At 59.4% G+C, this 13,243-nt stretch carries 10 protein-coding genes and 5 pseudogenes; 10 read left to right on the forward strand and 5 right to left on the reverse strand.

Going from position 1 to position 13,243, the window contains the following annotated elements:
* Positions 1–200: pseudogene (locus AC0L25_RS27070) on the reverse strand (EamA family transporter); the annotation flags it as partial.
* Between the two features lie 271 nt (positions 201–471).
* Positions 472–2,490, reverse strand: coding sequence for an LTA synthase family protein (locus AC0L25_RS27075; RefSeq protein ID WP_473598313.1), 2,019 nt, complete (start codon positions 2,488–2,490; stop codon positions 472–474).
* A 719-nt stretch (positions 2,491–3,209) separates the two neighbouring features.
* On the opposite strand from AC0L25_RS27075, the gene AC0L25_RS27080 reads away from it, so the two are divergent.
* Together AC0L25_RS27080 and AC0L25_RS27085 are read left to right on the forward strand one after the other, a co-directional pair.
* The gene (locus tag AC0L25_RS27080) at positions 3,210–3,701 is read left to right on the forward strand and encodes a S46 family peptidase (RefSeq protein ID WP_473598314.1); all 492 of its coding nucleotides are present in this window, start codon (positions 3,210–3,212) and stop codon (positions 3,699–3,701) included.
* 126 nt (positions 3,702–3,827) lie between these two features.
* A pseudogene (locus AC0L25_RS27085) lies at positions 3,828–4,522 on the forward strand (S46 family peptidase).
* Here the strand turns inward: AC0L25_RS27085 and AC0L25_RS27090 are convergent.
* Complete coding sequence (locus tag AC0L25_RS27090; protein WP_473598320.1) at positions 4,487–5,209, reverse strand: IS1595 family transposase; 723 nt, start codon at positions 5,207–5,209, stop codon at positions 4,487–4,489. The pseudogene AC0L25_RS27085 and the gene AC0L25_RS27090 overlap by 36 nt on opposite strands.
* A gap of 113 nt (positions 5,210–5,322) precedes the next feature.
* Positions 5,323–5,862: a nitronate monooxygenase family protein gene (locus AC0L25_RS27095; protein WP_473598315.1), complete on the reverse strand. Its 540-nt coding sequence runs from the start codon at positions 5,860–5,862 to the stop codon at positions 5,323–5,325.
* A 503-nt stretch (positions 5,863–6,365) separates the two neighbouring features.
* Here AC0L25_RS27095 and AC0L25_RS27100 point away from each other — a divergent pair.
* Positions 6,366–6,607, forward strand: a pseudogene (locus tag AC0L25_RS27100) (Tn3 family transposase); the annotation flags it as partial.
* A 120-nt stretch (positions 6,608–6,727) separates the two neighbouring features.
* A pseudogene (locus tag AC0L25_RS27105) lies at positions 6,728–6,850 on the forward strand (phenazine biosynthesis protein PhzF); the annotation flags it as partial.
* 750 nt (positions 6,851–7,600) lie between these two features.
* On the opposite strand, the gene AC0L25_RS27110 reads toward AC0L25_RS27105, so the two are convergent.
* Entirely contained in the window at positions 7,601–8,224 is a 624-nt protein-coding gene (locus AC0L25_RS27110) for a hypothetical protein (RefSeq protein WP_473598316.1), read from the reverse strand.
* Between the two features lie 309 nt (positions 8,225–8,533).
* Here AC0L25_RS27110 and AC0L25_RS27115 point away from each other — a divergent pair, with 309 nt between their 5' ends.
* From AC0L25_RS27115 to AC0L25_RS27140, 6 genes and pseudogenes are all read left to right on the forward strand, one after another.
* Positions 8,534–8,773: a cold-shock protein gene (locus AC0L25_RS27115; RefSeq protein WP_473598321.1), complete on the forward strand. Its 240-nt coding sequence runs from the start codon at positions 8,534–8,536 to the stop codon at positions 8,771–8,773.
* Positions 8,774–9,254: 481 nt separating this feature from the next.
* Positions 9,255–10,247 (forward strand): non-homologous end-joining DNA ligase, encoded by a 993-nt coding sequence (gene ligD / locus AC0L25_RS27120; protein ID WP_473598317.1) that lies wholly within the window; start codon positions 9,255–9,257, stop codon positions 10,245–10,247.
* Between the two features lie 472 nt (positions 10,248–10,719).
* Positions 10,720–11,472, forward strand: coding sequence for an acetoacetate decarboxylase (locus AC0L25_RS27125; protein ID WP_473495428.1), 753 nt, complete (start codon positions 10,720–10,722; stop codon positions 11,470–11,472).
* A 187-nt stretch (positions 11,473–11,659) separates the two neighbouring features.
* A complete protein-coding gene (locus AC0L25_RS27130) occupies positions 11,660–12,358 on the forward strand; it encodes a CoA transferase subunit A (protein WP_473598318.1) in 699 nt (232 codons plus the stop codon).
* 13 nt (positions 12,359–12,371) lie between these two features.
* Positions 12,372–13,001, forward strand: coding sequence for a 3-oxoacid CoA-transferase subunit B (locus AC0L25_RS27135; protein ID WP_473495426.1), 630 nt, complete (start codon positions 12,372–12,374; stop codon positions 12,999–13,001).
* A gap of 52 nt (positions 13,002–13,053) precedes the next feature.
* Positions 13,054–13,167 (forward strand): annotated as a pseudogene (locus tag AC0L25_RS27140) (DNA-binding response regulator); the annotation flags it as partial.
* Positions 13,168–13,243: the final 76 nt, after the last annotated feature.

Genomic DNA, 13,243 nt, shown 5'->3' on the forward strand with positions numbered 1-13,243 from the left:
TTTGTAGCGCACCAGAACCGCGCCTGTTGCGATCAAGGCAACCCCTGCCCAGTTCGACAACGATTTCCTTGAGGAATGTCACTCCGAACACCGCCACCAGCACGAGGCTCAATTTGTCGACAGGGGCAACGCGTGCTGCGTCTCCCAAACTGGAGCGCGCGAAAGTAGCAGATCCACGATGCACCCGTCGCCACCCCGGATTGTCCTGCGTCACGTAATCGTCCAGGCACTCGGGAAGCAGTGCCGCTTGCCGGCGATCCTCGCCCCCGACAAACCGCTTCAGCCCGACTCACCTCGCTGATCGGGAATCACGTTATCAAATCAACGTATTTCCACGACAGGCTGGACCCGTTCCGGCCATTGCCGTTGCCACCACGAAGGGTCTTGCAAGGATTGTTAAGTTCCTCACACCTCTTGGCGATCACCGGAGCAGACCTGGCATTCCTAAGACGTTGTGGCACGGTGGCTTTGTTAGGGCACCGGTATGGTGGGTGTGGTCCTGGACGGAGGCGCGCGTCGCTTCGGGTTTGGCAGGCGATGCACACCGGACCGGCCGAGTGCCCGCGTGCCGTTGTCAAGAACACTTGGAATGCGGCGTGAAATATCGCGCCAGTGCGAGGCATATTGATAGACGGCTACGGTATCTTCGACCGCGTTGTGGTCGACGGCCCTTTCAGGTTGCACCTCCTCACCCTTCATCTGGACGATTTGCTTCTTGGGCTCGAGGATCGTCGTGCGGCCATGCAGGATCATGGCCACCTTCTGGTAGTTGGAGATGTAGACCGGCCGCTCCGGTTCGTCCGCTTCGATCAGGTCGTCGCCGAAAAAGCGGCTGCGATAGCTAGCCTGCAGCAGGGCAAGCAGCGACGGCGCAATATCCACCTGGCTCGCCAGCCGGTTGATCCGGCGGGGCTCGACAAAGCCCTGCGACCAGATGATGCACGGTATGTGGTATTTGTTCATGTCGAGCTCCACCTTGCCTGCGACGCTCGCCGTATGATCGGCGACAAAGACAAAAACGGTATCCCTGAACCACGGTTTCGCCGATGCCTTCTTGACCAGTTCCCCGATCGCGTAGTCGGAATATTTGACCGCCCCGTCGCGCCCGCCCGGCGATGGGATGTCTATGGCGCCAGCTGGATAGGTAAAGGGCCGGTGGTTTGACGTGTTCATGACGAAGCTGAAGAAGTTCTTGCCGGCTTTCGCCGAGGCGTCGGCTTGGCGGATCACCTCGTCATAGAGATCCTCATCGCCAACGCCCCACGCATTGGCGAAATGCACATTGCCTGCCGCCATCGTAGCGCGGTCGACGATACCGAAGCCATTACCGGAAAAGAACGCGTTCATGTTGTCGAAATAGCCGTAGCCGCCATAGAGGAAGCGCGTATCGTAGCCCGAATCCTGGAACACAGAGCCAATGGTGAAGAGATTGTCGTTGCCGGGGCGACGCAGGATCGATTGCCCCGGGGTCGGCGGGACTGAAAGCGCGATCGCTTCAAGCCCGCGCACGGTGCGCGTGCCGGTCGCCCGCATTTCCGTGAAAAGCAGGCCTTCAGACGCCAGCCGGTCAAGGTTCGGTGTCAGTCTTTTCGGATTGCCGAATGTGCCCATGAACTCCGCACTCATGCTTTCCATGCCGACCAGGATGACGTTCTTGCGCAGCATCGGCCCCTCGGCTCGAATGTCACGCGTGATGTCGTTTAAATCGGTGCTTTCGAACGGCTCGTGATCTTCCGCTAAAAGGTCGCGTGTCCGTTCGGCCGCCTGTTTCTCGGGTATGGTCCGATAGAAATTCGCGAAATCGATCTCATTCGAGAAGAAGGCGCTAACCAAACCATAGAGTCCGTTGCCCCCGAGTTCGCGGGCGATCGCGCTCGGCATCGGCCGTGTGATCGAATCGGGCGTCACCAACACGCCGGCGGCGGCCATTCCCGTTATCGTCGCAAAGACCGCCAGCCGCTTCACGAACGGCGGATGCGGCGCGAAGCCTGCCTTCACCTGGCGGCGGAGCAGATAGGTCCCGCCGACCGCCAACAGGCCGATGCCGGCAAGCAGCGGCACGACCGGATAGCTCTCCATGATGTTCTGGATCACTTCCTGCGTGTACACGAGGTAGTCGACCGCGATGAAATTGAAGCGCGTCGTGAATTCGTCCCAGAAGAAATACTCGCTGACCCCCTGCACGACCATCAGAAACAGGAAGATTGCGAAGCCCGAGAGCCCAACTGCGCGGTCAAACCGCTTTCCGGCCCACGAAACTGGCAGGAGCAGCGGGAAGAGGAGAAAGACCACGAGGATTGGAAGCAGCGTGACGATATCGAACCAGATGCCAGTGAAGAAAGGAGCCAGCCAGTCGGCCGGATGGAAAGACAGGTCTTTGGCCGAAACCAGCGACAGCGCCAGCCTGACCAGGAACTGAGTCAACAGGAAAAGCAGGATGAATGACTTCAGCCGACGAAAGAACGCACCGACCGATTGAGCAAAAGTCATAGCAAGCCTCCGAAGCAGCTGGATGTCTGGGCAATTATGCCTCGTTTTCAATTTTGGCAACCGTCGGGACGAGATCGATCGCATGGTCTGCGATGCCGATCCCCGATTCGGCCCGCGCGAGTCCGAAACTTCATCGACGGTGGTGGTGGCGAGACAATGTGAAAGGTTCGCGGCGAAGGTGATTTGTTCCTCACTTTGAAGGCGCTGCATCCCAGCCTCCCCTGTGGGAGAAGGTGGATGGGCACGAAACGCCGAGCCGAATGAGCGATCGTCCTCATGTTGCCGGGCCTCACTCGAGCATCACCCGAGGATGCAGCCGGGAGACCCGCGGCGGCGGCAGCTTTCGGCGAGATCATGGACCGATTTCTCAATAGTCCGTGACGTGTCTGCAGAGCGAGCCTAGGCGGCGACGCATGCGAGGCTGGCGCGGGGCTGGTCAAGAGGGCATTGTCGACATACAGGGCAGCGGAACGCTCGGCTCGGCAGAGAAGCGAACTGGGCCTCTTGACACATGATCGCCTTTGGGGGGCGGAGAGATGACCGCCTTGCGGAGATTTGAGAGGCCGGTTGTTGTCCGGGTTGGCCGCGGGATCTGACCACCGAGATGCTTAGGGGCGTCTCTGACATGCTGAGCGGCTTGCCCGCCATGAGCAGCTCGACACGAACCGCAAGGCGCGCTAATAGCTGCATGTGAAGAACAGCCCGATCGCCGCTGCGACGTGAGGCCCTATTATGGCGGCGCCTTCTACTACCTCCAGCAGAAGCTTGAAATTGAGGACGTGCGCCTCGTCTACGCGCCCGCGCTCGGCATCGGCAACTTCGGCGTTCAAACGGACAATTGGATGTGGCCGCGCAACACGGGCGACTTCGGCTTCTATCGCGCCTATGTCGCTCCTGACGGTTCCTCCCGGCTTTATGCGCGCGACAATGTGCCTTACCGGCCAAAGAGTTGGCTGCCCATAGCCCGTGAAGGCGTTCAAGAAGGCGATTTTGTGATGGTCGCCGGCTTTCCTGGCTCAACCCACCGATTCCTCACCGCCGATGAAGTCCGGTTCAACTTCGCCGACTACGAACCACTGTCCCAGCGTTTGCTCCCGGATTATGCCGATCAGATCAACCGAGCCACGGCAAGCAATCGCGAAGCGCAGATCCGCTACGCCTCCATCCTGCAAGGCGTGGAAAACTACAAGAAGAAGCTGGGGGCGATCTAGCCGGCGCCGACGCGATCGGCCTCGACGCGCGCAAGGCCATCGAGGAGAAAGCTTTTCGCGCCTGGGTCGCCGAGTATCCCGTGCGGCAGACGCGCTTTTGACGCAGCAAACCGCGAACTGGACGGGATGGTGGGCGAAAATAGCCGGGCTTTGCTGGCGAGGCTGCGCCAGGCGTTGCTCAATCGCGCGCAACTACTGTCATCGGCACGCACTCTCTATCGCTGGACAAAGGAGCACGAGAAGGCCGATGAAGACCGTGAAAGCGGCTTTCAGGATCGTGACCGTAAAGAAATCTCGGATCAGCTGACGCAGATCGAGCGCGGCTATTTGCCAGACATCGATCGAAAGCTGTTCGAGGCCGCACTCGACGAATATCGCCGGCTGGATGCAAAGGACCGCGATACTGCTTTCGAAAGCGCTTTGGACCAAATTGGCCTTGACCGACTTTATGCAGACACCAACTCGCAGACACGGCAACGCGGCTCGGCTGGCCCGACAAGCCCGCTGCTGCCTTCGAGGCGTCGGACGATCCTTTCATCAAGCTGGCGGTCGCGCTCTATCCCGGCGACATAGCTGCGAAGCACGCTGCGAAGGACCGCGCTGGACGCAGCCAGGCGGCTCGCGCCATCTATATGCACGGCCAGCGTGCCTACCGCCAGGCAATCGGCCGGCCGATGTATCCCGACGCGAATGGCTCGCTGCGCATCAACTGGGGCAAGGCGGCGGGGCGAACACGCGACGGGCAGATCTGGATGCCCTTTACCACGGCCGAGGGACTTCTAGATCTAGCGCCCCGTGGCGACGCGAAAAACTCTCAGTAGCTGCAGCGCCGGCGGCACACGCGACCAGATGGTCCTCAAGACTTCTAGACCATGCCGGGTTTTCCGAACGGCGCTCCCGGATACCACGCGCTGTGACCATCGGAAGCCAACCTCGTGGAAATACAGGTCGGCATGCTGCGGGCTGATATGATGAAAGACGCCGGCGATGGTACGGCGGACGCGGGAGTTGAAGCCCTCTACCGAATTGACGTGGACGGCATCGCGAACATACTCACCACTGGAATGCTTCACGGGCTCGTGCTTGGCAAAGCTCTCACCAATGGCCATGAATGCTTTCCACTCATCGCTCATCAAATGAGCTCTCGACTCGATCTGCGCTTCAATGACGCGTTCGCTTGCTCGCGCTGAGAGACCGGTCACGACCGCGGCTCCGTTGCCCCACAGTCGAGAATGCGGATGTCGGTTGTGTGCATCGGTGATACATGCTTGCGCCGCGCGATAAGTCTCGGACCGCGCGTGGAAGGTGCGCATCCAGCCGATCTGGTGCGCGCTGATGCCCTTGGACGCGCTCGCCATTCGCTTCGGACCGAGGTTGGTCGCATCGGCCAGCACGCCAGCCAGCATGGCCGAGACATTTCTTGGGACGTCGCCGGTGCGAATATACCAAACGCACCCTAGGCCGGCGGTCGCCCCCGAACAGTGCAAAGGCTGCATCACGCACGCCATGACCGGTGGCGAAACTCTGACGGATTGGGCTCTTTGCGGGCTTCCCGCCTTTGCGAAGCTCCTCGAAGACCGGGGATTGCTCAGCTTGAGGCGCAGATAAAGAGACAGCACGATCAAAACCGATGATAGCAGGAACGGAATTCTCCAACCCCATTGCTTGAAGAGTTCTTCGCCGAGCGACAGCCGGCACGTGCCTCGCGCACCGTTCGGCGGACGATGTCCTTCGCCGACGGCAGATCGTTGATGAGGCCCACCGCCTCACCGACAGTCACGTTGGCCGTGTCATAGTCGCCAGAGGCCCATGCCGCCTCGACCTTCGACAATTCTTCGGAATGCAGCGTGCGCAGCTCTTCTTCCCGCCCGTGCCACTTGTCGATGAAGCCGTTTTTGAGCAGTCGGCCGGTATAGCCAGCGGGCCAGGCCTTCTGACGGACGATATCGTAGACGGAAGTCCGGATTGTCTCGTCGCCAGAGGCAGCGACTACCTTGTCCTTGGCTGCCGGATGGATGAGCGACTCGCGCGTAGCCCAGAACCTATCAAGGCCGGCCGGGCCGGCGACCAGCACCCGGCAGCCGGGCAGCGCGCCAAAAGGACCCCGCCCGTCATATGAACTGCATCCCTCATAGTGCGTCGCAACATTTTGATGCTGCACTGCGGAACTTTGCGGTAAAGCGGGAGTTCTCTGTGCTTCTAGCAAGCTAGGGCTCGATGAGGCGCTACAAGATTCTGCCGTCGGAACCAGGGCTGTGGTCTGTGATCGATAGCCTGACAGGGCTTCCCGCCGAGAGATACGGTCGGCCGCTCACCGGGCTGACCCGGTACGAAGCCGAAGAGGCTGCCTTTAACCTCAGCGAGAGCACTCCGCCATGGATGGCCTTGGTCAGACGTCGCAGACCTTAATCAAGGCTGCCGAATCCACGGATGGTCGAACGCGATGCGCCTCCCACTCCATCACACCCTTTCGCGTAACCTCTCACCTCTTCCTTCTGGATGCGTGCGTCATGGCAGGGGGCGCATGTGCTCCCCAGTTCGCCCTGGCATAAGAGCCGGACCGTCGCGGTGCGCCACCAGATGGTTGGCGACCGTGGCCAGAACCGTCGCCCGTTCTCTTGCCGATGAAGTGCGGGGTGCCCGACACCGAAATGGCGCGCGAGCCTTCTGCCGATCTTGACACGGGCGATCGACTGGAACCTCATCGAGCAGCAGTATGACGAGTTGATCAAATATGCGGCGGCCCTGCAGCACCGCACGGCCGATGCGGAATCGATCCTGCGCCGCTTTGCGCGGGCGAGCGTGCAGCGCCCAAGCTACAGGGCGCTGGCCCAACTCGGCAAGGCAATCAAGACCATTTTTCTCACCGCTATCTCGGCTCGGAAGCCTTCCGGCGCGAAATCCACGAAGTGTCGCTTGGCAGTTAATAGTGAGAACGCAGTCGTTCAGTCAGGTTTAGCAGTTTATTGCGAGAATGGCGTAGCTCGGATTCTTCATTTTAACTGCAGTCGCATCAGTGCAGTGGTGCTGAACTCCCTGGCGAGGCGACCGGCATCTTCGTGCTGGAGGAGAATATCGGACCGGTGCGTCGCGCGGTGAGCAAGCGCGACGGCCCGACCTTCGACGAGTTCGATCTGGCGAAACTGCCGCTCTTTCGCAACGTGGTCGATCTTCAGCGACAGCGTAGCGACCCCGGCTTCTAAACGCCGTCATGGAGTAGCTCCTGCACTCGTTCGACCGAAATGTCCGATTCAAAGATCAGGTCGTGAGGGAATGCCCTCCCCGCAGATGATCGGCAGTCGCTCGATCGCGCGACGCGCGGGATCGGCTTCTTCCGTGAACCCGCAGGTCGATATCAGAAAAAGGTTGCGGCGGTTACCGCGAACTCATGGCTGGCGCAGCAAGCGCTCTTTTCAGCAAGCGCCCTGGTCGGGAGCCGGTGAGGATGAAATTCGGCTCGGGTGCGACGATTACATGCTCGATATTCCATCCGGTCTTCCCGAGCATGCCTATAGCGACTTTTTTGTGTCCGAAACTGAACAAGAGTGTCGGAGCCCCACCCGCTGGCCGTTACAGCCAGGCACCGGCTGGCGAGCAAGCGGTGGAACGAAACGGAGCGCAAATCCGGCACGCAAATTGCTTTGATCTCGTAAGTGAGACGTCGGCAGGGCGTCGTGGAGGACCGAGAAATCAACCAGGAGCGTGCTCGATGCCCGCAATGAGACGGCCGGAACAGGACGATGAAACCCAGCCACACCTGGGGAGCTGGACCGCTCTAGCCAGCCGCGGCGCCTCCTCGTAGATCGCGCCTCCTTCAGCCAAGCCGTCCACCAGCACTACCAGGGCCACCCTATGCAGCTCTCGAACGTGGCCACAGCGCGCATGTTCAAATGCGCCCCTTAGCCTTGCTCTAGACGTTCCTCCATCGGGATCGTTCGCATCGCTGCAGGGTCGAACTCGTTGCCAGCTTCCAACATGAGCTCGGAGGCCGGGCCAATTACGACTCTGTGCAGCGATCGCTCGCTTCGTTGAGTGATTGGGTCATATGCCTTAAGTTCGGAGATGGCGCCGCCAACCCCCAATACAGCACGAATAGGGCAGTCACGGTCAGCAGGAAAAACGTCGATAAGATCGCCGCGGATGGCTAGCTCGCCTGGTTCATCGACTCGATCATCGGCAACATATCCAGTTCTCTCAGTCAATACCCGAGCGCCCTCGGGTTCACCTTTTGCCCAATCTGCAGGGTGGCGAAACCCTGGCCGATTACCGAGGGGGCGGTACCCTCTGCAGGGCAGATTCGACCGAAGTAACCGTGATGCGGGGTCCTTTCGTAGCGGCCGCAACAGCATGAAGTACGCTGACCCGCCGTCCCATAGTGGCGCGAGTGGGCCACACCCTGTCGAATGGCAGGCAATCCCACGACGGCAAACACAGGATGTCAGCTGCTGGGAGGAAGTGGCGCAATGCCTGTGTGATGTCAGCGGCACTGCGTTCGGAACTCGCGATATGGAGCATGTCCCCATTTCGAGTGGTTTCCATAGCGCTGATCAATGCCGCAGCTACCGCGGCAGCTGGCGGTGTGTCGGCTTCTTCTCCTGTTGCAAGTTCGCACTGCTTCGCAGACGCGCCATCAAATTGCTCGAGCTGCTCAGCCTTTTCGGCATTGGAGGTCTCTCTATCCACGTCTCACCTTCCCGATCCTGGGGTAAAAACGGCCGCGACGCGCCCGGCGTTCCGACTTGCCGAGGGGTCCATCGCCGGGAAGGGTGGTGCGCAGCTGAAGAGCCAGGGCACGGTCAAATGGTACAATCCCCGAAAAAGGCTTCGGCTTCATTGCACCCGATAACGGTGAGAAGGATGTCTTCGTTCATGCCACCGCGCTGACCCGCTCAGGGCTCAGCGTGCTGGTGGAGGGACAGAAGGTTTTTGTCGAATGCGGGCAGGCAAGAAAGGCTTGGAAGTCCGGAGCATTCGCCTCGCCTAGAAGCCAATACGTTGGCCAAGGGCCAAATTGCCGCTCATACAAAGAAAAAGCCCACTGCCGGGAGGAGGTGGCAGTGGGCTCGATTTGAAATGCAGCGCGGGAGGAGGTGCACCGCATTCAACGACGGCATCGCATCTGGGAGGAGTAGATGGCCGACAACATGATCATATCGATCGCCGCAGATATTGCAATGCACAAATTTCATATCGCACGTGCGAGGGCGTTTCCTGGGTATAAGCATCGACATTGTCTCGAAAGATCCACCCACCAAATCGTTGCAAGAGCTGGCGGCTCTAGAGGTTAATGGTATTGGTCATTTTGCTCTCCTTTGCCTTGTTGCAAGGAGGGCAGAATACTATGCCGAGCGAGCGCGGCCGTTCTTATCAAAAGTCCCGTGGTTCAGGCAGCTTAATCTGCATAGTTGCCGGCTCGGGATAAGATCCCTACGAGCATATCGACAGCATCAATGTGAAGACCCGCGATCCGATAGAAGCTGCAGCTGATATATCGTCATCATGTGGTAGTCTGGCCCGCATGACGACGCTTCATCTGAATTGGCGCGGAAGACGATGAATCCCACAAAGCCGAATAAAACGCATCCGCCGAAATGGATCGAGCCTCAGCTGACGCGCCTGGTCGACGAAGCGCCCGACAGCCCCGATTGGCTTCATGAGATCAAGTACGACGGATACCGCATGCACGCGCGGATCGACGGCAGCGACATCCGCTTGCTCACCCGCACCGGCCTCGATTGGTCGCATCGCTATCAAGCGACGATAGCGGCCCTCCGCGCGCTCCCGGTGAAAGAGGCATATGTCGACGGGGAGCTGTGCGCCGTTCGGGCAGACGGCGTCACCTCCTTCAGCCGCCTGCAGGCCGCTATGGACGAGGGCCGCACGGGCGATCTTGTCTTCTTTGCTTTCGATCTTCTGTTCCTGAACGGAGAGAGCATTGCGAAGCTTCCGCTCGTCGATCGCAAGGCGCGACTGGCAGGCCTGTTTTCGACCGACATGCCTGGCCTGCGCTTCAGCGATCACGTGATCGGCGACGGGCCTGCGTTCCGCAAGCACGCCTGCCGGCTTGCACTCGAGGGCGCCATCTCAAAGCGCATCGACAGCGCCTATGCATCCGGCAATCGCGGCCTGTGGGTCAAGTCAAAGTGTCTCAACAGAGAGGAATTCATCGTCGTCGGTTGGACCGATCCGACTGGAAGCCGGCCGCATATCGGCTCGCTGCTTCTCGGCTACTACACCGATGATGGTCGTCTGCTGTACGCGGGCCGCGCCGGCACGGGCATCACGGTTGCAGAGCTCAAGCGATTGGCTCGCCGGCTTGGGCCACTTCAGACAGCTCGAATGCCCCTCGACGTTCCGCCGCCGCGCGAGAGCCGGTTCGGCTCGCCGCTTGAGCTGTCGCGCGTACATTGGGTCAGGCCTGAAATGGTGGTCGAGGTTGCCTATCTCACCTGGACGGAAGACAATCTCCTGCGTCAGGTCTCGTATCAGGGTGAGCGGCAGGACAAGCCGGCCCGGCAGGTGGTGCGTTCCGTCCCCCATCCCTGATCGACATCGGGCGCCGTTTCGTTTCATTTCACCCGACTTGCTCTACCTGCAGTGGGCTGGGGGTGATCAGCGACTCCCTAGCTGGTGAATCCGCAGTGAATGCTTGTTTGCGTCGAACCGTTGTAATTCGCTCAACTGGCATTGATGCGCCCCGTGGAACGGGATAAATCTGCAGGGGGACAGGAATGGTGCCCAGAGGTGCCCGAGCCGGTCGGTGCTTATTTCGAAGCCTCGGTACGGTAAACTCGCGCATTTACACAAGCCCTAGGCGATGCCTGTGTCGCCGATGGCGCAATGGCAGGATGCTTACAAAAACGGATATATCAAGACCTAATAGCTGAGCGGCCGTTGTAGCAAACCTGAAAAGATATCAATCAATCAAGGTATTACCGGCTTGGCATTCTCCTTGCGAGGTTCTTAGCAGTGAAGCGTCCTTATCCGGGATGCAGCGCTCACCGGGGAGGTAGAAGCCTTGAAATCCAAAGATGTGCGTGCCCAAGCCTATTCGATGCCGCTGACAAGCCCCGCCTACCCGACGGGGCCATATCGCTTCGTGGATCGCGAGTACCTTATCATCACCTACCGGACGGACCCCGACCGGCTACGCGCCCGAGTCCCTCAGCCACTCGAATTCGATGATCCCTTGGTAAAGTTTGAGTTCATTCGAATGCCCGACTCTGCGGGTTTCGGGAGCTATATTGAGTCCGGCCAGGTCATTCCCGTTAGGTTTAACGACGTGATCGGCGGCTATTCGCATGCCATGTATTTGGACGACGGACCGGCAATTTTGGGTGGCCGTGAGTTGTGGGGGTTCCCGAAGAAATATGCACATCCTGCGTTAGAGGTCTATGGAGACACACTGGTCGGCACCCTCGACTACGGCCCGGTCCGGATCGCAACAGGCACCATGGGCTTTAAACATTGGGCGCTCGACCACAGCGAGGTGCTGGCCTCGCTGTGTCAGCCGACATTCCTCCTGAAGATTATTCCGCATGTCGATGGCAGCCTGCGCGTCTGCGAGTTGGTACGCCTTAAGATGGAGGACGTGACATTGAAGGGCGCATGGGGTGCTCCCGCAGGCTTGGACTTACGGTCGCATGCACTCGCGCCGATTGCAGAACTGCCGGTTCTGGAGGTCGTTTCAGCCGCCCATTTCATCGCGGATCTGACACTCGGCCTCGGGACAGTTGTTCACGACTATCTGGCGGAGCCGCAGGCGGCGTGAAACCCGAAGTCAAGGTGATCAGAAAACGACCAGCATGTAGGTCGGGCAACAAAGAAAGTGGCTCTCACGAAGCAGCATCAAGCCGTTGCGGAAACTTTTCCATGTGCCGTTCGCGGACGGGTTGGCCGTGCGACGACTCTTGCGATGACGATGAGCCCACCTGGTAAAGCTGGATCGGAGTGATGACGTGCAAAAAGTATTTAGCAGCCCTGCTTCGGCACTTGAAGGGCTTTTGTTCGATGGAATGTGCATAGCGGCTGGCGGCTTTGGCCTCTGTGGTATTCCCGAGCTTTTGATCAGCGCTGTTATGCAAGCTGGTACCAAGGACCTTACGATAGCCTCGAACAACTGCGGCGTCGACGACTTCGGGCTTGGTGTCCTGTTGAGGAGGAGGCAAGTCAAGAAGATGATCTCGTCTTATGTAGGCGAGAACGCCGAGCTTATGCGCCAGTATCTGAGCGAAGAGCTGGAGCTTGAGTTCAACCCGCAGGGAACGCTCGCCGAACGAATGCGTGCCGGTGGTGCCGGTATCGCAGGGTTCTACACGAAGACAGGTGTCGGCACGGTTGTAGCCAACGGCAAGGAGCATAAGACCTTCAAAGGCGAAACGTATGTGCTCGAGACCGGCATCGTCGCGGATCTCTCGATAGTCAAGGCCTGGAAGGCTGACACGTCCGGCAATCTCGTATTCCGCAAGACAACTCGCAACTTCAATCCTCCGGCGGCGACCTGCGGCAACATCTGCGTCGCGGAGGTCGAGGAGATCGTTCCTGTTGGCGGCCTCGATCCCCATCAGATCCACCTGCCGGGGATCTACGTGCATCGCCTGGTTCAGGGCGAGCATGAGAAACGGATCGAACAACGCACGACGCGTGCGGCGGCTTGAGGGGAGAGAAAAAATGGCCTGGGACAGAAACCAAATGGCGGCGCGGGCTGCACGAGAACTTGAAGACGGCACTTACGTCAATCTCGGCATCGGCATTCCCACGTTGGTCGCCAATTACATTCCGGACGGCATCCATGTAACGCTGCAGTCGGAGAACGGCCTGCTTGGTATTGGTCCATTCCCGACCGAGGAGGAGATCGACGCCGATCTTATCAATGCCGGCAAACAAACGGTGACCGCATTGCCAGATTCCGCCTTCTTCGACTCGGCGCAGAGCTTTGCAATGATCCGCGGCGGCAAGATCGCCATGGCTATCCTCGGCGCCATGGAAGTAGCCGAAAACGGTGACTTAGCGAATTGGATGATCCCCGGAAAGCTGGTGAAGGGCATGGGTGGAGCAATGGATCTGGTCGCCGGCGTCAAGCGCGTCGTCGTGGTCATGGACCACACCAACAAGCCGGGGAAGTCCAAAGTGTTGAAGGCGTGCACTCTGCCGCTGACCGGAAAATCGGTTGTCAACAGAATCATCACGAACCTTGGCGTTTTAGATGTCGTTGAAGGAGGCCTGAGGCTGGTGGAGGTCGCCAATGGCGTAACCGAAAGCGAACTGCGCAACGCAACGGAGGCGGCGATCGTCAACTGATCGGCGGTCCCAGAACGCACGTTCAAGCCCACAAACCGAAAATGGCGCCACAGAGGGCTTCGATATTCCGATGTTCATCCTCTCCTGCCGCACCGACGAGGCTGGTATCGTCTCGGGCCTCGAACTCGGCGCCGACGATTATGTCACCGAGCCGGTCGGTACGAACTAGAGCATCGGACGTTCAAGTGAGTCCATACCCTGCTGCTGTGAAGTAGTTTCTGCATTCAACTGGCGAGAACAGA

Source organism: Mesorhizobium sp. WSM4813, assembly GCF_055811555.1.

What these genes read in the sequence shown, in the direction of transcription:
- AC0L25_RS27075 (WP_473598313.1), bottom strand. Translation starts at nt 2,490, where the DNA reads ATGACTTTTGCTCAATCGGTCGGTGCGTTCTTTCGTCGGCTGAAGTCA.
- AC0L25_RS27090 (WP_473598320.1), bottom strand. Translation starts at nt 5,209, where the DNA reads ATGGCGTGCGTGATGCAGCCTTTGCACTGTTCGGGGGCGACCGCCGGC.
- AC0L25_RS27110 (WP_473598316.1), bottom strand. Translation starts at nt 8,224, where the DNA reads ATGGGGACATGCTCCATATCGCGAGTTCCGAACGCAGTGCCGCTGACA.
- ligD (WP_473598317.1), top strand. Translation starts at nt 9,255, where the DNA reads ATGAATCCCACAAAGCCGAATAAAACGCATCCGCCGAAATGGATCGAG.
- AC0L25_RS27135 (WP_473495426.1), top strand. Translation starts at nt 12,372, where the DNA reads ATGGCCTGGGACAGAAACCAAATGGCGGCGCGGGCTGCACGAGAACTT.